Source organism: Cypionkella aquatica (assembly GCF_030161095.1).
Lineage (GTDB): Bacteria > Pseudomonadota > Alphaproteobacteria > Rhodobacterales > Rhodobacteraceae > Cypionkella > Cypionkella aquatica.
On sequence record NZ_BSPP01000004.1, the window covers coordinates 459,849 to 482,374 of the forward strand.

The following is a 22,526-nucleotide window of genomic DNA, read 5'->3' on the forward strand; positions in this document are numbered from 1 at the left end:
CCTGCTTGTGCGATATGAGGTTTGCGATGCGCGGAATGGCTTCGGTTTTCATGGCGACAGCGCTTTGCGCGGCAGCACCGCTGTCTGCGCAGGCGCAAGATACATCTGACGCGGGATTAAGCGTTTCGGCGGATCTGTCAGAGACAGACTCTGCCCGCGTGCCGCTGTATCTGGAAGTGACATTGAACGGCAAGCCCACCAATCTGGTGGCAGAATTCGCGCTGGATCCCGGCAATGGCCGGATGTTCTCGCCGAAATCCGAGCTGGAACAAATCGGCCTGCGCGGCAAAAATCTGTCGGCAGGCATGGTGGATTTGCGCAGCATCACCGGCTTGCGCTTTACCTATGACGAGGCCGGGCAGAAGATTGATTTGCAAGTGCCGATTGCTGCGATGCGGACAGAAGTTGTGTCGGCAATGCCCGAGGCCGAACAGCTGGCGCCCGAGCGCAGCTATGGCGCCGTGCTGAACTACAGCGTTGATGCGGGCCTGCAAAAGCAGCCGCTTGCGTCGGATATTGTCACCACGGCGGCAAGTTTCGACGGCTGGATTTTCGCGCCCTTTGGCGTGCTGCGGTCTTCCGGTGTGGTGCGTGATCTGGTCGATGATGCCGAAGGCCGCACGGGTCTGCGGCTGGAGACGACTTATCAGCTCTCCAGCCCGAAACGGCGTTTGACGCTGGCGGTTGGCGATGTGCAAAGCTCTGCGCTGGCGTGGTCGCGCTCGATCCGCATGGGGGGCGTGCAGCTGCGCCGGGATTTCGGCTTGCGCAGCGATCTTATCACGCAACAGTTGCTGTCGTTCAATGGGGCCGCCGCGGTGCCTTCCAGCGTCGACGTGTTCATCGACAACAACCGCGCCTATAGCACGGGCCGTGATGCCGGACCGTTCCGGCTGGAAGACCTTCCGGTGCGGGCTGGTGCGGGTGAAGCGCTGATCGTGGTGACAGATGCCAACGGGCGGCGCACCACCAAAGCGGTGTCGTTTTATGTCTCGCGCAAGCTGCTGAAAAAAGGCCTGCTTGATTTCTCGATCGAGGCTGGCGACGCCCGCGAAGGCTATGGGCTGGAAAGCAATGATTATGGCTCTGACGGTTTCATCTCGGGCAGTTTGCGCTTTGGTCTGACCGAGCGCGTCACGCTTGAGGCTCAGGTGCAGTCGAAATCTGACCTGCGGATGGCGGGCCTTGGCCTGACCACGGTGCCGTTTGATCTGGCCGAGTTAAGCCTTGCGGCTGGGGCCAGCGACTACGCAGGCACGACTGCCAGTTTTGCATATGGGGCGGTGCAGACCCAGATCGGCCCGGTTGAGGTCAGCGGCTCGGTGCGTTGGGCGCAGAAAGGTTTTGCCGATCTGGCCTATGTGACCGGGGTGGATTACCTTGGTCAGGCCGAAATTGAAGACAGCGCCTCGCTGTTGGAAGTGCCGACGCTGCAAACCGCGCTGAGCCTGTCGGTGCCAGTCGGCGGCGGGGGCAGTTTTGGCGTGGGCTATGTCAGCTCTACCCGCAGCAGTTCGCGCGATGAATTGGTAACCGCATCTTATGGCCGCGATCTTGGGCTGTGGAACGGCTCGCTTTCGGTCTACGGCTCGCATGATATGCAAAACGGCGACACCCGCGCGGCGGTGGGGCTGTCTGTGCCTTTGGGCAAGCGCAAATCGCTGCGCGCCACCAATTCGGTTGACCCTGAAGGCAATGTGTTGGGCGGCATCTATGTGGCGCGGACGATTTCGGATCAGCAGGGCGATTATGGCTATGCGGCCGAGGTACAGCGCGACAGTGCGGGTGAAATCCGGTTCAGCGGACGCGGCGATTATCTGGGCCGCTACGGTCAGGTCGGGCTAGAGCTGCGGACGGGTGACGGCTCCACCGGTCTGCGCGGCCAATTGGATGGTGCGGTGGCGATGGCGGGCGGTGCAGTGGCGTTTGGCAGTCGGGTCAACGACAGCTTTGCCATTGTTGACGTGGGGGCCGCCGGGGTTCCGGTTTCGGTGCACAATCGCCCCGTGGCGCTGACCGGGCGCAATGGCAAAGCGCTGGTGACAGGGATGCAATCGAACCACCGCAACCGGGTTTCGGTTGATCTGGATGATCTGCCTGCCGATCTGGCGCTGGACGCCTCGGGCATGGATGTCGTGCCGGGCATCGGCTCGGGTGTGCGGGTGAAGTTCCACGGCGACAGTGACAACAGCGCCGTCGTGGTGCTGTTGGATGGCCGCGGCAATCCGATTGAAGCCGGGTCAGTGGCAACGCTAAAGCGCGGCGGCGAAGAGTTTTTCGTCGGCTTTGGCGGCGAGACTTTGGTGCAGGGTCTGAAGGGCAAAAACCGGCTAACCGTGCAGCTTGAAACCGGCAGCTGCACCGCAAACTTCGGCTTCACGCCGCGATCCGGGGCGCTGCAAACCATTGACGCGGTGCGCTGCCAATGATCCGGATAGTCTTTCATCTGCTGTTGGCGGTGTTGCTGCAAACGGGTCTGGCGGCGGCGCAGGATTGCATGGCGCAGACCACCGATTTCGATTTCGGGGCGGTCAGTTTGCGCGCGGGCGCGGTCAACCAGACTGCCGGCAACGTGAAGATAACCTGCCGTGGCGGTATCATCTCGGCTGTGGCGCGTCCGGTTGGTGTTTGCCTGACCTTTGGCGGTGGCAATGCCAGCGATGGCGGCACCCCGCCACGGCGCTATATGGTTGGCCCAAGCGGCGCTTTGCTGGAGTATCAGCTGCGGCAGACCAGTGGCGGCGCGCCGCTGTCACAGATGTTTGTCGAGGTGTTGATGCTGCTGGGCAATGGCAGTGCCACTGTGCCGATCTACGCCGACATCATCGCGCAATCGGTGCAAATGCCAACCGGAAGTTACAGCGCAACCTATTCTGGCAGTGGCGCGTCTGGCGTGCGCATGCGAACCGGCGTGTTGACCTGCAACATCCTTGCCCAAGATCAGGCTGCGGACGGCTTTCAAGTGCGCGCGCAAGCGGCGTCAAGTTGCGATGTCTCGACCACCGCGCTCGATTTCGGCAACATCCCGGCGCAATTGAACGGCCCGGTGGATAAGACCGCCAGCATCGAGGTGCGCTGCACCGACGGCACGCCTTACCGGGTCTCGCTGGGTCTGGGGCAAGGCCCGGGGGTCAACAATCCAGCCGCACGCAAGATGCGCAACCTGCTCAGCACGCTGACTTATGGGCTCTATCAGGACGCCGCGCGCACGCAGCCTTGGGGGGATCAGCTGGGCAGTAATGTCAGCGGATTGGGCGCGGGGGCGGCGCAGATCTACACCGTCTATGGCCGGATTTTCGGCAATCAGACGCCGAATATCGGGATCTATACCGACAATATCGTGGTGACGATTGCCTATTGACCGCGCAGCCGCGCCACGGCCCAAGCCGCCGCTTCGGCCACCACCGGATCGGCGTCACCCTGCAACGCCGCGGCAGGCCCGGCAAGTTCTGGCAATGCCGAATTGCCGATCGCATAAAGCACGTTGCGCACAAAGCGGTCGCGGCCAATCCGCTTGATCGGGCTTCCCGCAAACCGCAACCGGAACGCCGCGTCGTCAAGCTGGACCAGATCGGCCAACTCTGGCGCGCCAACCTTCGGCTGATAGCCAATATCGCGGCTGGCTTGGGCAAACTTGTTCCACGGGCAGGCCGCCAGACAATCATCGCAGCCATAGATGCGGTTGCCCATCAAGGCGCGCAGATCGAGGTCAACCGGGCCCTTGTGCTCGATGGTCAGATAAGAAATGCAGCGGCGCGCGTCCAACCGATAGGGCGCAGGAAACGCCTTGGTCGGGCAAGCATCTAGACAAGCGGTGCAGCTGCCGCAATGGCTGACCTCCGGCGCGTCTTTGGGCAGATCGGCGGTGGTGAAAATCGCGCCCAGAAAAAACCAATTGCCCAGATCGCGTGCCAAAAGATTGGTGTGCTTGCCCTGCCACCCCAGCCCCGCCGCCTCGGCCAAGGGCTTTTCCATCACCGGGGCAGTATCGACAAACACCTTGATCTCGGCTTGCGCGGCAGTCGCAAACCACCCGCCCAACCGCTTTAACCGCCGCTTGACCAGATCGTGATAATCGCGGCCCTGCGCATAAACTGACACCGCTGCGCGGTCGGGTTGGCTAATCACCGCCATCGGATCAGCCTCGGGCGTGTAGACCTCTGCCAGCATGATCACCGAGCGCGCCTCGGGCCAAAGCGCTGCCGCATTGCCACGCCAATGCTCACGCTCGACCATCCAAGCCATTTGGCCGTGATGATCAGCCGCCAGAAACGCACGCAAGCGCCCTGCGGTTTCCGGCACGGCATCGGGGGCACAGATGCCCAGCTTGGAAAACCCCTCCTCCGTCGCCCGCAGGATCAGAGAGTCCTTGAGAGATTGCATGGTCATCCTCTCTGCTCAAATATCCTGGGGGTCCGGGGGCTAGCCCCCGGCGGCGTCAGCTAGAAATCCAGATCGGCGTAATGCGCGGGCGGCGGAAAGCCCGGCACCTGATCGGCCAGCAAAGTGCGGAAAGATGGCCGCGATTTGATCTTGGCATACCAGTCTTTCACCGTCGCATTGCGGTTCCAGTCCACATCCGAGATGTAGTCAAGGCACGAGATATGCGCCGCCGCCGTCACATCCGCCAAGGTCATCACATCACCCGCCAGCCAGCGGCGTTGATCCAGCAGCCACCCCAGATAGTCGAGGTGATACTTGATCCGCCCTGCCCCGGATTTCACCGCTTTTGAATCCGGGTAGCCATGCGCCATGATCTTCTTGTTCACCCGCTCGTACAGCAGCTTTGAGGTGACTTCGGCGTGGAACTTGTCATCAAACCACGCACACAGGCGGCGAACTTCAAAGCGCATATCGATGTCGCGCGGCATCAGGCTTGGGTTGGGATAAGCCTCTTCCAGATATTCGCAGATCGCTTGGCTCTCGGACAACACCTTGTTTTCGATGCGCAGCACCGGAACTTTGCCCGCCGGATTGCGGCGCAGGAAATCGGGCGAGGGTTCCCAATAGCGTTCCTCGATCAGCTCAACCTCCAGCCGCTTTTCGGCCAAAGTCAGACGCACCTTGCGGCAGAACGGCGAGAGCGGGAAGTGATACAGGCGGATCATGCGGGGATCGGTCTTTTTATGCAGGGTTTGGTCTTCAATGCCGCGACGGGGCGCGAAATTCAACTACATTCCCAAGAAGAATTGCGCTCAATCCGTGCTCTGGAAGCAATCCGCGCGGCCATCCGCCTGTATGGTCTCGGCGCCCGACATGATTGCGCCGGTGCGTTTGCGCACGAAATTGCTGGGCTTTGAGGCGGAGCGGCCCTTTGGATCGGGCAGAACTGCGGCAAGGCGGGCGGCTTGCAGCGCGGAAAGGTCCCGCGCATCGACCCCGAAATAATGTTGGGCGGCGGCTTGCACCCCGAACACGCCTTCATCAAATTCGGCGACGTTGAGATAAACTTCAAGCACACGCTGCTTGGACCAGACCAGCTCGACCAACGGTGTCAGGCCGGCTTCGATGGCTTTGCGCAGCCAGCTGCGACCTTGCCAGAGGAAGACGTTCTTAGCGACCTGCTGTGTCAGGGTCGAGGCCCCGCGATTGCCGCCCTGTTCGGCGGCGGCGCGGATGGCGGCCATATCGAAACCCCAGTGCAGGCAGAAATTGGCGTCCTCGGCGGCGACGACGGATCGGCCCATCACGGGGGCGATTTCATCCCAATCCACCCAATCCTTGCTGATGCCGCCCAAGCGCCAGCTTTCGGACAGCTGATACAGGTTGATCGGCGGCGGCAGGAAAGAGAACAGCAGGATAAGCACGCCGTAGAACGCCGCGATGCCCGCAAGCCCGCGTAAAAACCAGCGTTTGATCCGCGCTCCCTTGGTTTCGGGGGCGGTCGGCTCGGGCGCGGGTTCGGCCTTTTTGCGGGATTTCTTCGGGGTATCGACCATGTGTCAGCTTAGGCCCGAAGCTTGCGGTTTGGTCAAGGGTTTGGCGGCGTTTTAGGGCATGTCCACGCGTGGACAGAAGGGCCGTTTACAGGATTTCAAGGGTTTAGCAGGGGGTCGTTCATCTTTCGTTAAGGTTTGCCCACAGCCGTCTTACCAGATGGCAAATTTTGCCAAACCTTGCCAAAGCGGCTATGCTGGCGGGTACGAGCACGATGAACATCTCTTTGCCCGATGACATGAAAGCCTTTGTGGATGAGCAAGTCCGCAGCCAAGGCTTTGCCACAACCAGCGAATACATGCGCGCGCTGATCCGCGAGCGCAAAGACGCGATCGAGCGGCTGCGGGCCTTGGTGATTGAGGGTATGGAATCGGGTGATCCGCAGCCTGCGGATGGCGCCTATTTTGATGCCTTGCGGGCGCGTGTCGGAGCAGCAGCGGCTAAGAAGTGACGCCAACGCGGCTTAAACAGGCCGCCCGTGATGACATTAACCAGATCATCGACTTTTACCTAAGCAATGTCGGCGACGAAGTTGCGTTGCGCTTTATCGAGGCTTGGCAACAGTCTCTGACGCCGCTGGCACGGCATCCCGGCGTTGGTTCTTTACGGTTTGAAGAGCAGCTCCGCATTCCTGGGCATCGGGTCTGGGCGATGCACGGCTTTCCGCATTTGGTGCTGTATCCGGTTGATGCAGAGGGTCCAGAAGTGCAACGCGTCTTACGCTCTGCGCGCGATCTGCCGTTTGCTTTGCAGGATTCCGTCTGATCCCGACAGAAAATGTCGCAGCTGTTGCTGCGCTTGCGGTGCTGCGCGATAGGCTTCGCGCACACCAAACCGGAGCATCCCATGCCATTACGCCGCACGCCGTTTTATGCCCTCGCCTCGGCCTATGGCGCGCAGATGGGGCCGGTGGGGGGCGGTTTTGTCAACGCGCATCATTACGGCGATGTGCGCGCCGAGCATCTGAACACCCGCGCGAATGTGGGCGTGCAAGATCTGTCCACCATGGGCAAGATCGACGTGAAGGGGCCAGAGGCCGAAGCTTTGGTGAACTATCTGATCGTCAATGATGCGGCGGCGATGCGGGTGGGGGCCGCGCGCTATGCCTCGGTTTGCGCGCCCGATGGCGGCATTATGGATGATCTGACGGTGTTCCGACTGGGCGATGAGCATTTTCTGATCGTCTCGGGTTCGCGTAATCGCTTGAAAATCCGCGACTGGGCGATGGCGCATGCGCAGGGGCGCAGGGCCTATGTGACCGATATCACCGCAGCGGTGGCGTTTCCAACCGTGCAGGGGCCACGGGCGCGTGACTTGCTGGCGGGGCTGATCCCGGATGCGGATTTGGTCGCCCTGAAGCGGTGGAGCTTTACTTGGGGCCATTTTGGCGAGACGAAAGTGATGATCTCGCGCACCGGCGTCACCGGCGAATTGGGCTTTGAGTTGTTCGTGCCTGCGGATGAAGCGGCCACGGTTTGGAATGGATTGTTGGCGGTGGGCGGAGCATTTGGCCTGCGGCCTTACGGTGTGCAGGCGATGTTCACCTTGGGGCTGGAAAAGCTGTATCCGGCACATGGCATCGACATGGATGAAAGCAACACGCCGTTCCATGTTGGCACCGACGCCTTCGTGAAATTCGACAAGGGCGACTTCATCGGGCGCGAAGCTTTGCTGCGTATTCGTGACGCCGGAGTGGCGACGGCATGGGTGGGCCTGCGGCTGGACGGCGACGTTCCGGCGGCAGAGGGGGCTGCGGTGATCGCCGATGGCCGCCGCGTTGGGCATGTGACCTATAGCGATCATGGCTATTCGGTGGGGGCGGTTCTGGCTTCGGCCCATATCGACAAGGCCTATGCGATTGAAGGGGTTGCGCTTCAGGTCGCGGGGGTGAACGCTGTCGTCTCGCGGCAGGCGTTTGTTGATCCGCAGGGCGCGCGGCTGCGGGCTTGACCCAGCGTCACCGCGAAAGTTGCTTCGCTGCAGGGAACGAAATCGGATGTGCGGGGTTGTAGTGGCATAGGGCTTGGAAATCTGAGCCCAGCTGACACATTGGAGAACATCATGATTCGCACTACGATCGCAAGCTTCCTGCTGGCCACTGCCGTGGCGTTCCCGTCCTTTGCGCAAGACATGAAACCGATCCGCGAAGTCGAGGTCACTGTTGATACCGCCGGTATCACCAACCCGCAAGCTGCGGCCTATTGGGGCACGCTGCAAGACGATCTGAAGGCTTCGATCCTGACCAAAGTGGCACCTTCCGACGATGAAGCTGCCTATGTGATCAAGATCCGCATCGACGATCTGTCGCTGTCGAATGGCTTTCAGGAAAAGCTGGGTCTGGGTGACACCACCATCACTGGCAACGTGCTGGTGCAGGACGACAAGAACCACGTCGGCGATGACGCCTATGACCTGACCGTGGATGTCGAGGCTGCAAAGCCGCTGCTGCCAGCTGGCTATGACTTTACCGCCGCTGATGCTGACACCAAGGTTTACTACTCGGCCATGGTCAATGCCTTCGCCGATGGCGTTGTGAAGCGTCTGAAGTAAGCTTTGCTTGATGCGGAAAAGGCCCCCTTTCGGGGGCCTTTTTTGTTTATTCCGCCGGGACTTTCTGCACTTCGTCTGACAGCGGATGCGACAGATGGGGCAGCATTTCCTTCGGGCAGATTTGCAGGAAGTTAGACCGCTCGGTCACCCAATCGGACAGGATGCGCGCGGCGATGCGCGACCCGGTTTCCGCGACATGGCGTTGCAGAAGGCCGCGCAGTTGCAGCTCCCAATGCGGATGGGCGACGGCGCAGGTCAGCACGGTTTCGTCGTTGACGAAATCTTCCGCGATGGCTTGCGGGTCGTAGACATAGGCCATCCCCCCCGTCATGCCTGCGCCAAAGTTGGCCCCGATGCGGCCCAAGATCACCGCGACACCGCCGGTCATGTATTCGCAACCGTTGGAACCGCAGCCTTCGACCACCACATGCGCACCCGAGTTGCGCACCGCAAAACGCTCCCCCGCGCGCCCCGAGGCAAACAGATAGCCCGCGGTCGCGCCGTAAAGCACGGTGTTGCCGATGATGGTGTTATCCTCGGGCTTCAGCGGCGACGACATTTGCGGGCGCACGACGATTGTGCCACCGGACAGGCCCTTGCCGACATAGTCGTTGGCATCGCCTTGAACTTCCAGTTTCAGGCCGTTCACCGCGAAGGCACCAAGAGACTGGCCGCAAGAGCCGTGCAGTTTCACCGTCAGATGATCGGGTTGCAGGGTGTTGCGCATGCCGAATTTCTTGACGATATGGCTGCTGGCCCGCGTACCGATGGTGCGCAGGGTGTTGCGGACGGCGTAAGACAGCTGCATCTTCTCGCCGTCTTCAAAGAACCGCGCGCCGTCTTTGACGATTTCAGCGTCCAGCGTATCGGGGACGTGGTTGCGGGGTTTCGAGCGGTCATAGGTGATCTTCTGCGCGCCATCGACGGTGATCAACAGCGGGTTGAGGTCGAGATCGTCAAGGTGGGCAGAGCCACGGCTGACCTGTGACAGAAGGTCAGCGCGCCCGATGATTTCATCCATGCTGCGCGCGCCGATTTGGGCGAGGATTTCGCGGACTTCCTGCGCGTAGAAGGTGATCAGGTTGACGACCTTATCCGCCGTGCCGGTGAATTTGGCACGTAGGGCGGTGTCTTGGGTGCAGACGCCGACCGGGCAGGTGTTGCTTTGGCACTGCCGCACCATGATGCAGCCCATCGCGATCAGGGCGGCGGTGCCGATGCCGTATTCCTCGGCCCCGAGCATTGCGGCCATCACCACATCGCGGCCTGTGCGCAACCCGCCATCGGTGCGCAAAGTCACCCGTTCGCGCAGGTTGTTCATCGACAGCACCTGATGCGCTTCGGTCAGGCCCATTTCCCACGGCAGGCCGGCGTATTTGATCGACGTACCCGGAGAGGCCCCGGTGCCGCCGTTGTGGCCCGAGATCAGGATGATATCGGCTTTCGCCTTGGCCACACCTGCGGCGATGGTGCCGACTCCGCTGGCCGAGACCAGTTTCACCGTGACTTTGGCGCGCGGGTTGATCTGTTTCAGATCGTAGATCAGCTGCGCGAGGTCTTCGATGGAATAGATGTCGTGGTGCGGCGGCGGGCTGATCAGCGTCACGCCTTTGGTGGAATGGCGCAGGCGCGCGATCAGCTCGGTCACTTTCATGCCAGGCAACTGGCCACCTTCGCCGGGTTTGGCACCTTGGGCGACTTTAATCTCAAGCTCTTCACAGGCGTTCAGATATTCGGCGGTGACGCCAAAGCGCCCAGAAGCCACCTGTTTGATCTTGGCCGACGGGTTGTCGCCGTTCGGTTCGGGCAGGAAGTGGGCAGGATCTTCACCGCCTTCGCCGCTGTCGGATTTCGCGCCGATGCGGTTCATCGCGACGTTGAGGGTCTTGTGCGCCTCTGGCCCCAAGGCCCCCAGCGACATGCCCGGCGTCACAAAGCGCTTGCGGATCGAGGTGATGGATTCGACTTCCTCAATCGGCACCGGCTTGCCCAAAGATTTGATGTCGAGCAGATCGCGGATATGGATCGGCGGGTTCGAGCGCATCGCGGCGGAGTATTGCTTCCACAGATCAAACGAGGCGCGGTCGCAGGCAGCTTGCAGCATGTGCATGGTCTGCGCTTCCCAAGCGTGCTTTTCGCCCGAGCGCCGCGCTTTGTAGAAGCCACCGATGGGCAGAACATCCGCGCCACCCAGCCAGCCTTTGGTGTGCACTTCTTCGGCCTTGATCTGGATACCGTTCAAACCGATGCCAGAAATCCGCGACTGCATGCCGGGGAAATACTCGGCCACCATGGCGCGGGACAGACCCACGGCTTCAAAGTTCAGACCGCCCCGATAGGACGAGATCACCGAAATGCCCATTTTGGACATGATTTTCAGGAGGCCCGCGTCAACGGCATTGCCATAACGGCGCATCGCATCGACCAAGCTGCCCTCGATCAGACCGCGGCGGATGCGGTCTGCGATGGAATCCTGTGCCAGATAGGCGTTGACCGTGGTGGCCCCCGAGCCGATCAGGACGGCGAAATAATGGGGGTCGATACATTCCGCGCTACGGACGTTCACCGAACAGAAGGTGCGCAGGCCCTTGCGGGTCAGCCACGAGTGCACAGCCGAGGTCGCAAGGATCATCGGCATCGCCACCTTTTCGGGCGACTGATGCTGATCTGTCATCACCAACTGGCCCGCACCCGAGCGCACGGCGTCTTCGGCCTCGGCGCGGATACGCTCCAGCCCTTGGCGCAGGGCGTCGGGACCACCATTCACCGGGAAAGTGCAGTCGATGAAGGCGACCTGATCGCCGAAGCGTTTCACCAGCACGTCAAATTCGGCATTGGCAAGGAACGGGCTTTCCAGCACCAGAATTTCCGACTGCGCGTTGGTTTCATCCAGCACGTTGCGCAGGTTGCCGAAACGGGTTTTCAGGGACATCACCCGGCCTTCGCGGAGTGAGTCAATCGGCGGATTGGTCACCTGCGAAAAGTTCTGTCGGAAGAAATGCGACAGCGGACGGTAAACCGACGACAGCACGGCGGCAGGGGTATCATCGCCCATCGAGGCGATCATTTCCTTGCCGTCTTCGGCCATCGGGGCCAGGACTTGTTCCAGTTCTTCGACGGTGAAACCCGCCGCGATCTGACGCTTGCGCAGCTCGGCACCTTCAAACATCGCCACTTCCGGCACGTCACGCAAAAGGGTGTTCAGATCGACAATCTTCTGCACCCAGTCGCCATAAGGCTGGCTGGACGCCAGTTTATCTTTCAGCGCGACGTCGTGGTAAAGCTTGCCCTCGGCCATATCGACGGCAATCATTTGCCCCGGCCCAAGTGCGCCCTTTTCGCGGATGGTGGCTTCATCGACCGGAACCATGCCAGCCTCGGACCCCGCGATCAGCAGGCCATCGCCGGTGACAACATAGCGCATCGGGCGCAACCCGTTGCGGTCAAGCCCGCCGCAGACCCAGCGACCATCGGTCATAGCCAAGGCAGCGGGGCCATCCCAAGGTTCAATCACCGAGTTGCAATAGGCATACATATCGGCCCAAGCGGGCTTCATATCGGTGGTGGCTTTCGACCATGCTTCGGGGACGAGCATGGTTTTCGCCAAGGGCGCGTTGCGGCCCGAACGCACGAGGGCTTCAAACACCGCATCCAGCGCGCCAGAGTCAGAGGTGCCAGCCGGGATGATCGGCTTGATGTCTTCGGCGGCATCGCCAAAATTGTTGGACGCCATGCGAATTTCATGGCTTTTCATCCAGTTGACGTTGCCTTTCAGCGTGTTGATCTCACCATTGTGGGCCAACATGCGGAACGGTTGCGCCAGCCACCACTGCGGGAAAGTGTTGGTGGAATAGCGCTGGTGGTAGATCGCGAAGGCGGACTCGAACCGGTCATCCATCAGATCGGGGTAGAATACCGCGACCTGTTCGGCCAACATCATGCCTTTGTAGATGATGCTGCGGCACGACAGGCTACACAGATACATGCCTTGGATTTGGCTGGCCAAGGCGGCTTTTTCGATGCGGCGGCGGATGATATACAGCTCGCGCTCGAACTGTTCTTCGTCGATGGCTTTGTCGTTGCGGATCAGGATCTGTTCAATCTCTGGCCGGGTGGCGTTGGCTTTGTCGCCCAAGACAGAGGTATCGACGGGGACATGCCGCCAGCCATAGATATAATGGCCCATGCGCAGAACTTCGGCCTCGACAATCGTGCGGCAGCGTTCTTGTGCGCCGAAATCGGTGCGCGGCAAAAAGACCTGTCCGACGGCGATCAGCTTGTGCGTGTCCGGCTCATGCCCGGTGCGGCGGACCTGATCGTAAAAGAATTTGACCGGGATCTGCACATGGATGCCAGCCCCGTCACCGGTTTTGCCATCGGCGTCGACAGCCCCACGGTGCCAGATCGCCTTCAGCGCGTTGATGCCGTTTTCCACGACCTTGCGGCTGGGCTTGCCGGACACCGCCACCACCAGACCCACGCCGCAAGACGAATGTTCATCTTCGGATTTATACAGGCTGTTCGCGTCCATAAAGGCGCGTTTGGCTTCTTCGGCGCGCACCCAGTCTTCGTTATAGATCGTCATGGCTTACTCCTTGGGGCTGGCGGCGTAGAGGGCTTCAATCTCGGCCCCGGTCAGTTTTTCGGTGTCACCCGCAAAGGCCCAGGCGTCGGGTTTGCGGTCATAATAGATTTCCTGCGTCAGCTTCAGGCCGGTCAGATCATCCAGCAGGCCGGCGTTCAGAAAATAGTCAGCCTGATCGCCCGGTTCAGTGAAGCGATACCAAAGCGAAGTGCCACAGCGGCTACAAAAACTGCGCGCGGCCCAATCCGAGGATTGGTATGTTGTCACCGCTTCGGCACCCTGCATCGTCAGGCCATCCGGTGGCACCATCACGGTCATGGTGCAGACGCCGGTTTGACGGCGGCAGTTTTCGCAGTGGCAGGCGTGCACGTCTGAGTTCAGGCTGGTGATCTGCAAGCGCACCGCACCGCACAGGCATTGCCCGGTCTGTTCAGCGGCCATCGGATGCCCTCCATAGCCGCTCCAACGGGGTGGCTTCGGACATCACGGCGTCACATTCAAAGATCGGTTGCGTGGCGGCGAAGCCTTTTTCGCCGGGCAGATAGAATTGCACCGGGCTGCCTTCCAGCGGCAGCCATTGCGTGCCATCCCACCATTCGGATTGGCCGGAAAAGAAATTCCGATACTCGGCGCTGATGTATTCATGGCCGCGCGCCTTGCGCAGTTCGTTGCCAGCATCATCGGTTTCAACATAGTCGAATTCGGTGCGTTGCAGGGTCACGCCGTCAATGGTGACGGACTCGCCGGTCAGCTTGTCGAAGCCTTTGACATTGGTATGCTCGCCGTTGTCCTTGGTCAGGCCAAACTCGAAATCATCCCGCCCCGTAGAGAGCAGGCTAGAAAAATTCGCCGGGTCCGCCGGGTTCGGATCAAGGGTTTGCTTGACCGTGGGATTCAGATCATAGCTTTCGATCCACTGGGTTTCGCGGTCGATCTTGGAAAGGTAGAACATACCTTCCTGATCGAAATCCGCGCGCCATTTGTCGCCAGGATTGTCTTTCTCGCAGGTGTAGTAATTCGCCACATAGCAGCCGCGCGATTGCACGGTAAGGGTGGCAGTGCAGCCCTCGGGCGGGGTGAAGCTGCCCGCGAGGGCGGGAGAGCCCACGATGGACGAGGCCAGAACAAGCAGTGGAACAACAATGCGCAGTTTCATCTCGTCACCCTATGAATGGTCATCAAAGCTGACCCATACGAAAGCCGCAATCTTTGCAGCGGGGAAATAATCTGGCCTCTATATGGCCCAAACCCATATGTTTTCTGGGTCCGTAAGATTTCGTTAAGATCTTGGGCTATTCTGCCGCAACGCTGGCCGGTTGCGCCAGATAGCCAAGGATAGACTCGGCTGCTTCACGCCCATCGCGGATCGCCCAGACCACCAAAGACGCGCCGCGCACGATGTCGCCTGCGGCGTAGACGCCCGGCAAGTTGGTGGCGTGGCTGCGGAAATCGGCCTTGATCGTGCCCCAACGGGTGACGGCCAGATCGGGCACGCCCCAAAGGGTTTGGATCGCTTCAGGCTCAAAGCCCAGCGCCTGCACGACCAGATCGGCGGGTTCGACATAGTCGGCACCTTCGATCAGCTCCGGCACTTGGCGGCCCGACACATCAGGCGCACCCAGACGCATCTTTTGTACCATCACACCGTCAACCGCCGTGCCGCCGCTAAAGCCTTTCGGGGCAGAGAGCCAGACGAATTCGACGCCCTCTTCCTCGGCGTTTTGGGTTTCGCGCTGGCTGCCCGGCATGTTGGCTTTGTCACGGCGATACAAGCACTTAACGCTGGTAGCACCCTGACGGATGGCGGTGCGGACGCAATCCATCGCGGTATCGCCGCCACCGATGACGACGACGCGCTTGCCATCGGCATTGAGTTCGCCACTGTCAAACTCCGGCACGTCGTCGCCAAAGCTCTTGCGGTTGGACGCGGTAAGGTAATCGAGCGCGCGCACCACACCTTTTGCCCCAACGCCGGGGGCTTCGATGTCGCGGGCCTTGTAGACCCCGGTGGCGATCAGCACGGCATCGTGCTGGCCACGGATGGCGTCGAACGACATATCCTCGCCGACACGGCAATTCAGAACGAAGGTGACGCCTGCGATTTCAAGCTGCTCGATCCGCTGCATGACGACGGGCTTTTCCAGTTTGAAACCGGGGATGCCATAGGTCAGCAAGCCGCCTGCGCGGTCGTAGCGGTCGTAGACGGTCACTTGCACGCCCGCGCGGCGCAGCACGTCGGCGGCGGCAAGGCCACCGGGGCCCGCGCCGATGATGCCGACGGATTCGGGGCGCTGGGTGCGGGCGGTGATCGGTTTGACCCAACCCATTTCCCATGCCTTGTCGGTCAGGTATTTCTCGACCGAGCCGATGGTGACGGTGCCGTGGCCGGATTGCTCGATGACGCAATTGCCTTCGCAGAGGCGGTCTTGCGGGCAAATGCGGCCACAGATTTCCGGGAAGGTGTTGGTGGCTTGGGACAGCTCGTAGGCTTCTTCCAAGCGGCCCTCGGCGGTGAGGCGCAGCCAGTCGGGGATGTTGTTGTGCAAGGGGCAATGCGACTGGCAATAAGGCACGCCACATTGGCTGCAGCGGCTGGCCTGCTCGGCTGCTTTTTCGACAGCGAACTGGCGGTAAATCTCATCGAAATCTTGCGCACGCAGATTGGCATCACGCTTGGGGGGCGTCTCTTTGGTCAAGGTGACGAATTTCAGCATTTTCTGCCCGGCCATGATCTGCCCCTTAGGTGGAATTTCACTGTCGCGCGTTGATACTTTGGAACAGGATTAAATAAAAGTCAGCATGATTGACCTATCTTTCGATTTATCAATGCTTAGGTCAACAATTCTGACTGTTTACCGCCATATTAGGTCAGCACACAATACCTATATGCCTAAAACCCTGCCCAAAGCGCGATCAAAGCCAGCGAACCGACGATGATTCGCCACCAGCCAAACGGCGCATACCCGTTGCGCGAAACGAAATTCAGCAGGCTGCGCACCACGATCACCGCAGAAATAAACGCGACGATGAAGCCAACCGAAATATCAGACCACGCCGAAAAATCGAGGTCGTGGCGGGATTTGTAGATGTCGTAGGCGACGGCCCCGGCCATTGTGGGCAGCGAAAGGAAGAACGAAAACTCGGCCGCGGCGCGTTTGGATACACCCAGCATCAGCGCGCCGACGATGGTAGAGCCCGATCGTGACACACCGGGGATCATCGCAAGGCATTGGATAAAGCCGATGGCCAAGGCTTTGCGAAACGGGATGCTGTCGGCGTCGTCGATGGTGGCGGGCGGCGCGATGCGTTCGACACACAGCAAGATGATGCCGCCAAGGATCAACATGACGGCGATCAGCATGGGGGATTCAAATAGCACGGTTTTGATGAAATCATGCGCAATCACGCCAATCACCACGGCAGGCAGGAAGGCCAGCAGCACCGACACAATAAAGCGCATCGCGGCGGGGTCGCGGTGGGCGGTGCCGAATACGGTGACGAGTTTGCCGAAATAAGCGGTCAGAATGGCAAGGACTGCACCAAGCTGGATCACGACCTCGAAGGTTTTTCCGGCAGACTCAAAGCCAAGGAAATGCCCTGCCAGCAGCAGATGGCCTGTGGAGGATACCGGGATAAACTCGGTTAACCCCTCAAGCAGACCAAGCAGGGCGGCGGTCAGGGTATGATCCAAGATTTAAGCTTTCTTGAGGTTCTTCGCCGATTCCTTGATGGCGGCATATTGGCCCGAGGGGCGGTAGCGCCAAAGATACTCGGGGATAACCGACGCATAATCGGTGGCCGCAATGCCAAGATCCGCCAAGGTTTTCGCGCCGGGCTTCACAATGCTGTCGCTGCGCAAGGATGCCAGTTGATCACGGGTCAAGATAGAGTTGTGGAAAATGCCGCCAGTGCAGAACGAGGCGAAATCCAGCAGGTTGGCCAGCACATTGCCCGCAACGAACGGCAGGTTGATCACCAGACGGCGGCGGCGGATCACGCCCAGCATCTTGCCGATGGAGGCGCGCAGGGTTTCAACCTCGGGGCCACCCAGTTCATAGGTGCCCGTCGCCTGCCCCATGATGCCCTTGACGACGGCTTGCGCCACATCATCAACATAGACTGGCTGAAATTTGGCATTTCCGCCGATAAGCGGCAGGATTGGCCCCATGCCGGACATCGCGGCGAAGCGGTTGAAAAAGCCGTCTTCGTTGCCGAAAATCACCGAGGGCCGCAGGATCATCGCCGTGGGAAATGCGGTCAGCACGGCGGCTTCGCCTTCGGCTTTGGATTGAGCATACAGGCTGGCCCCCTTGGCATCGGCGCTGATCGACGAGATATGCACCATCGCGGCCACACCCTGCGCGGCAGCCAAACGCGCAATGCGGCCCGCGCCATCAAGATGCACAGCGCTGAAGTTGTTTTTGCCGCCGCGATCAAATGTGCCGACGCAGTTCACGACCGCATCCGCGCCCGCCATCGCGGCCAGAACGGAAGCATCATCGCGGATATTGCAGAACACAGGCTCCACCTGACCGGGGGTGCCGTAGGGGCGCACAAACAAGGCCTCATTCGGGCGACGGCAGGCGACGCGGACGCGCCAACCCTCTTTTGCCATCCGGCGCGCGATGTAGCGGCCGACAAAGCCTGAGCCACCGTAGATCGTGACAAGTTTGCTCATGCTGAACCCCTTTGGCTGCTTTATGCGCTAGCGCCTGAATAATCTGCCCCGGCCACAGCGGCAAGTCTATTCACCGTGACGAATTTTCGAGAATTTCTGTGCGCGGGCCGTTGACTCGCCCCGAAGGCTTGGCTACATCGCCCCCACGACACCTGCCCTGGTGGCGGAATTGGTAGACGCGCTGGTTTCAGGTACCAGTGTTGCAAGACGTGGAGGTTCGAGTCCTCTCCTGGGCACCAAAGTCGCTTGAAAAGCCGTGCATCCTTAATGGGATGCGCGGCTTTTTTCTTTGTGCCTCAGACTGGATACCCCGCGGTGTGCGATGGGTGCGACGCATCTTGCGGCCTGAAGCCTTTGCGCCGCAGATCAGGCTGATTGGTCGCAGGCTCGCGCCGCTGAGGCCGCCCTGCAATCTTGCCAACGCTGGTTGAGTTTGCATGGCTTTGCGCCTATCACCGTGCCATTCAAAGCATTGCAAAGGCATCATCCGTGGCCATCCATCTTTACCAGAACGACCTGCCCGCCGGGCTGAAACTTGGCTCGGTTGTGGCCATTGACACCGAGACGATGGGGCTGAACCCGATGCGAGACCGGTTGTGTCTGGTCCAGTTGTCGTCAGGTGACGGCAATGCGCATCTGGTGCAGATCGCCAAGGGTCAGAAATCGGCTCCGAACCTTGAAGCCTTGTTGACCGATCCGAATGTGATCAAGCTGTTCCACTTTGGTCGCTTTGACATTGCCGCGATGAAGCAGGCCTTTGGTGTCACCACGGCGCCAGTCTGGTGCACCAAGATCGCGGCCAAGTTGATCCGCACCTTTACTGACCGTCACGGGCTGAAATATCTGCTGAACGAATTGGTCGGGGTGGATGTCTCGAAGCAGCAGCAGACCTCGGATTGGGGCTCTGCCACACTGTCGGATGCCCAGAAGGATTATGCGGCGTCTGATGTTTTGTATCTGCACAAGCTGATGAAAGCGCTGGAGGCGATTTTGGTGCGCGAGGACCGGCTTGATCTGGCCAAGCGCTGCTTTGATTTCCTGCCCACCCGTGCCGAGTTGGATCTTTTGGGATGGGACGAGCCGAATGACCTTTTCCACCATTGAACGCGGGGCGGAAGATCTGGGCACCAATGCTCTGCTGACCGCCGGGCAAAGGGTGATCCGGCGCGAAGCCGAGGCTTTGGTGATCCTTGCCGATCATCTGGGGCCAAGTTTTGCGCAAGCCGCAGGCATGATCATGGCGGCAACCGGTCGGGTGATTGTATCGGGCATGGGCAAATCTGGCCATGTGGCCCGCAAGATCGCGGCGACTTTGGCCAGCACGGGCACGCCTGCGCATTTCGTGCATCCGGGCGAGGCCAGCCACGGCGATCTTGGCATGTTGACCAAGGGCGACGTGGCTTTGGTGCTGTCAAACTCGGGGGAGACGGTGGAGCTGGCCGATATCATCGCCCACACCCGCCGCTTTGGTATTCCGCTGATCGCGGTGGCGGCCAAGGCGGACAGCACTTTGGCGCGGCAATCTGACGTGACCCTCCTGTTGCCCAATGCACCCGAGGCTTGTGAGACGGGCATCGTGCCGACCACCTCGACCACGATGATGCTGGCTTTGGGCGATGCGCTGGCTGTGGCACTGATGGAGCATCGCGCGTTTACGCCCGAGCATTTCCGGCTGTTCCATCCCGGCGGCAAACTGGGCGCGAAGCTGCTGAAGGTGCGCGATCTGATGCACACCGACTTGCCGCTGATCGACGCTGCCTCCCCGATGACCGAGGCTTTGCTGATGATCAGCCAGAAAGGTTTTGGCGTGGTGGGCGTGACCGAAGGCGGCGCGCTTGCGGGCATCATCACCGACGGCGATTTGCGCCGCCATATGGATGGCTTGCTGAGCCTGACGGCAGGTGCCGTGATGACCCGCGGCCCGCGCACCGTCGCCCCTGATGCTTTGGCCGAAGCGGCGGTGAATGTGATGAACGAGCGCAAGATCACCTGCTTGTTCGCGGTGGACCCTGCCCTGCCCGGTCAGGCCCTTGGTATTGTGCATATCCACGACTGCCTGCGGGCGGGGGTGGTCTGATGAACATTCCACGCAGCGACAAGTGGCATTCGCGGCTGGTTTCGGTGCTGAAAGTGCTGCTGCCACTGATTGCTTTGGTGTTGCTGTCGACGCTGTTCTTGTTCTCGCGCAAGATCAACCCGGAGGATGCGATCCCTTACGCGTCGGTGGATGTTGAAGACCGCCTGAGTGATCCAAAGATGACGGATGCTGGCTTTGCGGGCGTCACCTCGGACGGGGCCTCGCTGAGCATTGCAGCGGCGCAGGCGAAACCCACGGCAGAGGGTGGCGCGCTAAAGACGGTGCAGGGCCTGCTGCAAACCCCAGATGGCACCAAAACCGAGCTTTCGTCGGCGGCGGTCAGCCTGAACACCGCACAAAAGCTGATCGAGCTGACAGATGGGGCTGAATTGCGTGCGGCGAATGGCTATGTGGTGCAGGCGCAGGGGTTTGACGTCTCGACCGTAGATACCCGTGTCGAAAGCCGTGGCGGCATCACCGCAACCGGCCCCGGCGGCAATCTGACCGCGGATCATATGGTGCTTTCGCAGCAAGCTGAGGCGGGGCCGTATCTTCTGGTTTTCAACGGCAAGGTGCGGCTGCTATACCAGCCAAACAGATAACAGGATTTTTCAATGTTGATCCGCCATTTCGCCTATTCCGCTGCGCTGGTCCTTGGCCTTGCACAGATTGCTTTGGCTGAGGGGGCTGCGGTGTCCTTTGGCGGATTGAAGGGCGACACCACGGCGCAGGTGGAAATGAACGCCGACACGCTGACCGTCAGTCAAGCCGATGGAACGGCGGTGTTTTCTGGCAATGTCGTGGTCAGTCAGGGCGCGATGAAGCTGTCAGCGAACGAGGTGCGGGTGGCATATGGTGCCGATAAAACCAGCATCGAGACGCTGTATGCCACGGGCAAAGTGCTGCTCGTCAATGCCACGGATGCCGCGCAAGCGGATAATGCGGTCTATACCATTGCCAGCGGCGAAGTGGTGATGACGGGCAATGTGCTGCTCACCCAAGGCCAGGCGGCTATGTCTGCGGGCAAATTGGTGATTGACCTGAAAACCGGCCTTGGCCGCATGGAAGGCCGGGTGAAAACCACCTTCGTGCCGGGGAAGAAGTAATGCCAGATCAGACGTCGCCGCAACTGGCCGCCGCCGAGGGCGCTACCGGTCTGTCGATCCAGCATATTCGCAAAAGTTACAAACGCCGCCCGGTGATCCGCGATGTATCGTTGCAGCTGAACCGGGGTGAGGTCGTCGCCCTGCTAGGGCCGAATGGCTGCGGCAAGACCACCACATTCTACACGATCGCCGGGTTGGTGACGCCGGAAAGCGGTCAGGTGATGATCGACGGTCGCGATGTGACCAGCCTGCCGATGTATCGCCGCGCGCAGCTGGGCATTGGCTATCTGCCGCAGGAAGTCTCGATCTTTCGCGGGCTGTCGGTGGAAGACAATATCTTGGCCGTGCTGGAAATCCGCGAAGCCGATCGCCACAAGCGGCGCGAGCGTCTGGAAGAATTGCTGTCAGAGTTTTCCATCACCCATCTGCGCCGCGCGCCTGCGCTGGCCCTGTCCGGTGGTGAACGCCGCCGAGTCGAAATCGCCCGCTGTCTGGCCGCCGATCCAAAATATCTGCTGCTGGACGAACCCTTCGCCGGGGTCGATCCGATCGCGGTGGGCGAAATCCGCCACCTTGTGCATGATCTGAAATCGCGCGGCATTGGCGTTTTGATCACCGACCATAACGTGCGCGAAACCCTAGAAATTGTGGATCGCGCTTATATTCTTCACGATGGTGTGGTGCTGAAAACCGGCACCACCGAGGAAATCGTCCAAGACGAAATGGTGCGCCGGGTTTATCTGGGCGAGAATTTCCGCATCATCTAGCGCAAGTTTAACAATGGCGTGACAGCGCTGTTGACAAGAGCCCCCACGCATCCCCAAATGATAAGGATGCGAGACCATTTCGCCTTGCCCAACCAGACCGAAGCGGCCCTGACAGGGCACCGTGACTGGTGGCGATGGGTGTCGTTAACCTTCTGGAAATCAAAGAAAGTCAATCCTTCCGTGTCCTGCGGAAGCCAGTGACCTACGCGCAAAAATGGAGGCATCATGCGTTACCAGATCAGCGGAAAACAAATCGACATCGGCGAAGCCCTGCAAACCCATGTGAAGGCCGAATTGGGTGAAGTTGTCGAGAAATATGCGCAACGCCCGACCGAGGCCGTGATCGTTTTTTCCAAATCCGCGCATGAGTATGTCTGCGAATCTGTGATCCATCTGTCGACCGGGCTGAACGCTCAGGCCAAGGGCCATGCCACCGAGATTTATGCTGCCTTTGAATCCTGCCGCGAGAAAATGGACAAGCAGCTGCGCCGTTACAAGCGGCGAATTCGCAACCACCATCACGCGCGTCCGGCACCTGTTGAATTCGGCGAAGGCTCGTCCTATATCCTCGCTCCAACCGAAGAGCCGGAAGACGACGACAACGCAGTTGCACAACCGATCATCATTGCCGAGATGGAAGCAAAGATTCCGTCGATCACCGTAGGTGAGGCCGTGATGCAGTTGGAACTGACCAGTCAGAAGTTTCTGGTGTTTCGCAATGAAGGACATGCAGGCGTAAACGTCGTATACCGTCGTGATGACGGGAATATCGGCTGGATCGACCCGCGCAACACCAAGTAACCAAGCCCTTTAGGGCGCGGAAGGA

At 60.2% G+C, this 22,526-nt stretch carries 21 protein-coding genes and 1 tRNA gene; 13 read left to right on the plus strand and 9 right to left on the minus strand.

Annotated features, from left to right (window positions below; translation table 11 throughout):
* The first annotated feature begins 26 nt into the window (after positions 1-26).
* Both QQJ98_RS05665 and QQJ98_RS05670 read left to right on the plus strand, forming a co-directional pair.
* Positions 27-2,429, plus strand: coding sequence for a fimbria/pilus outer membrane usher protein (locus QQJ98_RS05665; protein WP_284324354.1), 2,403 nt, complete (start codon positions 27-29; stop codon positions 2,427-2,429).
* Complete coding sequence (locus QQJ98_RS05670; RefSeq protein ID WP_284324355.1) at positions 2,426-3,361, plus strand: Csu type fimbrial protein; 936 nt, start codon at positions 2,426-2,428, stop codon at positions 3,359-3,361. Before QQJ98_RS05665 ends, QQJ98_RS05670 begins: the two co-directional genes overlap by 4 nt.
* On the opposite strand, the gene queG is transcribed toward QQJ98_RS05670, so the two are convergent.
* The 3 genes from queG to mtgA form a co-directional block, all read right to left on the minus strand.
* Positions 3,355-4,383 carry a tRNA epoxyqueuosine(34) reductase QueG gene (queG, locus tag QQJ98_RS05675; protein ID WP_431307795.1) on the minus strand — a complete coding sequence of 343 codons (1,029 nt, stop codon included), beginning with the start codon at positions 4,381-4,383 and terminating at the stop codon, positions 3,355-3,357. The genes QQJ98_RS05670 and queG overlap by 7 nt on opposite strands.
* Positions 4,384-4,442: 59 nt before the next feature.
* Complete coding sequence (gene fzlA, locus QQJ98_RS05680) at positions 4,443-5,108, minus strand: FtsZ-binding protein FzlA (protein ID WP_284324605.1); 666 nt, start codon at positions 5,106-5,108, stop codon at positions 4,443-4,445.
* Positions 5,109-5,195: 87 nt separating this feature from the next.
* On the minus strand, positions 5,196-5,939 hold the full coding sequence (gene mtgA, locus QQJ98_RS05685) for a monofunctional biosynthetic peptidoglycan transglycosylase (RefSeq protein WP_284324357.1): 744 nt from the start codon (positions 5,937-5,939) through the stop codon (positions 5,196-5,198).
* Between the two features lie 212 nt (positions 5,940-6,151).
* On the opposite strand from mtgA, the gene QQJ98_RS05690 reads away from it, so the two are divergent.
* The 4 genes from QQJ98_RS05690 (at position 6,152) to QQJ98_RS05705 (ending at position 8,487) form a co-directional block, all read left to right on the plus strand.
* Entirely contained in the window at positions 6,152-6,388 is a 237-nt protein-coding gene (locus QQJ98_RS05690) for a type II toxin-antitoxin system ParD family antitoxin (protein WP_284324358.1), read from the plus strand.
* Positions 6,385-6,702: a type II toxin-antitoxin system RelE/ParE family toxin gene (locus tag QQJ98_RS05695; protein ID WP_284324359.1), complete on the plus strand. Its 318-nt coding sequence runs from the start codon at positions 6,385-6,387 to the stop codon at positions 6,700-6,702. Before QQJ98_RS05690 ends, QQJ98_RS05695 begins: the two co-directional genes overlap by 4 nt.
* Positions 6,703-6,783: 81 nt before the next feature.
* Positions 6,784-7,887: an aminomethyl transferase family protein gene (locus QQJ98_RS05700; RefSeq protein WP_284324360.1), complete on the plus strand. Its 1,104-nt coding sequence runs from the start codon at positions 6,784-6,786 to the stop codon at positions 7,885-7,887.
* 111 nt (positions 7,888-7,998) lie between these two features.
* Positions 7,999-8,487, plus strand: coding sequence for a hypothetical protein (locus QQJ98_RS05705; protein ID WP_284324361.1), 489 nt, complete (start codon positions 7,999-8,001; stop codon positions 8,485-8,487).
* A 46-nt stretch (positions 8,488-8,533) separates the two neighbouring features.
* On the opposite strand, the gene gltB is transcribed toward QQJ98_RS05705, so the two are convergent.
* From gltB to QQJ98_RS05735, 6 genes are all read right to left on the minus strand, one after another.
* The gene (gene gltB, locus QQJ98_RS05710) at positions 8,534-13,072 is read right to left on the minus strand and encodes a glutamate synthase large subunit (protein WP_284324362.1); all 4,539 of its coding nucleotides are present in this window, start codon (positions 13,070-13,072) and stop codon (positions 8,534-8,536) included.
* Between the two features lie 3 nt (positions 13,073-13,075).
* Positions 13,076-13,513 (minus strand): GFA family protein, encoded by a 438-nt coding sequence (locus QQJ98_RS05715; protein WP_284324363.1) that lies wholly within the window; start codon positions 13,511-13,513, stop codon positions 13,076-13,078.
* Positions 13,503-14,228 carry a hypothetical protein gene (locus QQJ98_RS05720; protein ID WP_284324364.1) on the minus strand — a complete coding sequence of 242 codons (726 nt, stop codon included), beginning with the start codon at positions 14,226-14,228 and terminating at the stop codon, positions 13,503-13,505. Before QQJ98_RS05720 ends, QQJ98_RS05715 begins: the two co-directional genes overlap by 11 nt.
* A gap of 136 nt (positions 14,229-14,364) precedes the next feature.
* Positions 14,365-15,801: an NAD(P)-dependent oxidoreductase gene (locus QQJ98_RS05725; protein WP_284324365.1), complete on the minus strand. Its 1,437-nt coding sequence runs from the start codon at positions 15,799-15,801 to the stop codon at positions 14,365-14,367.
* 161 nt (positions 15,802-15,962) lie between these two features.
* Positions 15,963-16,766 (minus strand): undecaprenyl-diphosphate phosphatase, encoded by an 804-nt coding sequence (locus QQJ98_RS05730; RefSeq protein WP_284324606.1) that lies wholly within the window; start codon positions 16,764-16,766, stop codon positions 15,963-15,965.
* On the minus strand, positions 16,767-17,750 hold the full coding sequence (locus QQJ98_RS05735) for a complex I NDUFA9 subunit family protein (protein WP_284324366.1): 984 nt from the start codon (positions 17,748-17,750) through the stop codon (positions 16,767-16,769).
* Between the two features lie 154 nt (positions 17,751-17,904).
* On the opposite strand from QQJ98_RS05735, the gene QQJ98_RS05740 reads away from it, so the two are divergent.
* From QQJ98_RS05740 to hpf, 7 genes are all read left to right on the plus strand, one after another.
* A tRNA-Leu gene (locus QQJ98_RS05740) sits at positions 17,905-17,989 on the plus strand.
* 250 nt (positions 17,990-18,239) lie between these two features.
* Entirely contained in the window at positions 18,240-18,854 is a 615-nt protein-coding gene (locus tag QQJ98_RS05745) for a ribonuclease D (protein ID WP_284324367.1), read from the plus strand.
* Positions 18,835-19,827 (plus strand): KpsF/GutQ family sugar-phosphate isomerase, encoded by a 993-nt coding sequence (locus tag QQJ98_RS05750; protein ID WP_284324368.1) that lies wholly within the window; start codon positions 18,835-18,837, stop codon positions 19,825-19,827. Before QQJ98_RS05745 ends, QQJ98_RS05750 begins: the two co-directional genes overlap by 20 nt.
* Entirely contained in the window at positions 19,827-20,429 is a 603-nt protein-coding gene (locus tag QQJ98_RS05755; protein WP_284324369.1) for a hypothetical protein, read from the plus strand. The genes QQJ98_RS05750 and QQJ98_RS05755 overlap by 1 nt, the downstream gene beginning before the upstream one ends.
* 12 nt (positions 20,430-20,441) lie before the next feature.
* Positions 20,442-20,933, plus strand: a complete 492-nt coding sequence (locus tag QQJ98_RS05760) for an LptA/OstA family protein (RefSeq protein ID WP_284324370.1) — start codon at positions 20,442-20,444, stop codon at positions 20,931-20,933.
* Entirely contained in the window at positions 20,933-21,700 is a 768-nt protein-coding gene (gene lptB, locus QQJ98_RS05765) for an LPS export ABC transporter ATP-binding protein (protein WP_284324371.1), read from the plus strand. Before QQJ98_RS05760 ends, lptB begins: the two co-directional genes overlap by 1 nt.
* 225 nt (positions 21,701-21,925) lie before the next feature.
* Positions 21,926-22,501, plus strand: a complete 576-nt coding sequence (hpf, locus tag QQJ98_RS05770) for a ribosome hibernation-promoting factor, HPF/YfiA family (RefSeq protein WP_284324372.1) — start codon at positions 21,926-21,928, stop codon at positions 22,499-22,501.
* Positions 22,502-22,526 lie beyond the last annotated feature (25 nt).

Bases quoted from the DNA above. Each gene is read 5' to 3' on its own strand.
- QQJ98_RS05665 (WP_284324354.1), top strand. From the start codon at position 27: ATGCGCGGAATGGCTTCGGTTTTCATGGCGACAGCGCTTTGCGCGGCA.
- QQJ98_RS05670 (WP_284324355.1), top strand. From the start codon at position 2,426: ATGATCCGGATAGTCTTTCATCTGCTGTTGGCGGTGTTGCTGCAAACG.
- queG (WP_431307795.1), bottom strand. From the start codon at position 4,383: ATGCAATCTCTCAAGGACTCTCTGATCCTGCGGGCGACGGAGGAGGGG.
- fzlA (WP_284324605.1), bottom strand. From the start codon at position 5,108: ATGATCCGCCTGTATCACTTCCCGCTCTCGCCGTTCTGCCGCAAGGTG.
- mtgA (WP_284324357.1), bottom strand. From the start codon at position 5,939: ATGGTCGATACCCCGAAGAAATCCCGCAAAAAGGCCGAACCCGCGCCC.
- QQJ98_RS05690 (WP_284324358.1), top strand. From the start codon at position 6,152: ATGAACATCTCTTTGCCCGATGACATGAAAGCCTTTGTGGATGAGCAA.
- QQJ98_RS05700 (WP_284324360.1), top strand. From the start codon at position 6,784: ATGCCATTACGCCGCACGCCGTTTTATGCCCTCGCCTCGGCCTATGGC.
- QQJ98_RS05705 (WP_284324361.1), top strand. From the start codon at position 7,999: ATGATTCGCACTACGATCGCAAGCTTCCTGCTGGCCACTGCCGTGGCG.
- gltB (WP_284324362.1), bottom strand. From the start codon at position 13,072: ATGACGATCTATAACGAAGACTGGGTGCGCGCCGAAGAAGCCAAACGC.
- QQJ98_RS05715 (WP_284324363.1), bottom strand. From the start codon at position 13,513: ATGGCCGCTGAACAGACCGGGCAATGCCTGTGCGGTGCGGTGCGCTTG.
- QQJ98_RS05720 (WP_284324364.1), bottom strand. From the start codon at position 14,228: ATGAAACTGCGCATTGTTGTTCCACTGCTTGTTCTGGCCTCGTCCATC.
- QQJ98_RS05725 (WP_284324365.1), bottom strand. From the start codon at position 15,801: ATGGCCGGGCAGAAAATGCTGAAATTCGTCACCTTGACCAAAGAGACG.
- QQJ98_RS05735 (WP_284324366.1), bottom strand. From the start codon at position 17,750: ATGAGCAAACTTGTCACGATCTACGGTGGCTCAGGCTTTGTCGGCCGC.
- QQJ98_RS05750 (WP_284324368.1), top strand. From the start codon at position 18,835: ATGACCTTTTCCACCATTGAACGCGGGGCGGAAGATCTGGGCACCAAT.
- QQJ98_RS05755 (WP_284324369.1), top strand. From the start codon at position 19,827: ATGAACATTCCACGCAGCGACAAGTGGCATTCGCGGCTGGTTTCGGTG.
- QQJ98_RS05760 (WP_284324370.1), top strand. From the start codon at position 20,442: ATGTTGATCCGCCATTTCGCCTATTCCGCTGCGCTGGTCCTTGGCCTT.
- lptB (WP_284324371.1), top strand. From the start codon at position 20,933: ATGCCAGATCAGACGTCGCCGCAACTGGCCGCCGCCGAGGGCGCTACC.
- hpf (WP_284324372.1), top strand. From the start codon at position 21,926: ATGCGTTACCAGATCAGCGGAAAACAAATCGACATCGGCGAAGCCCTG.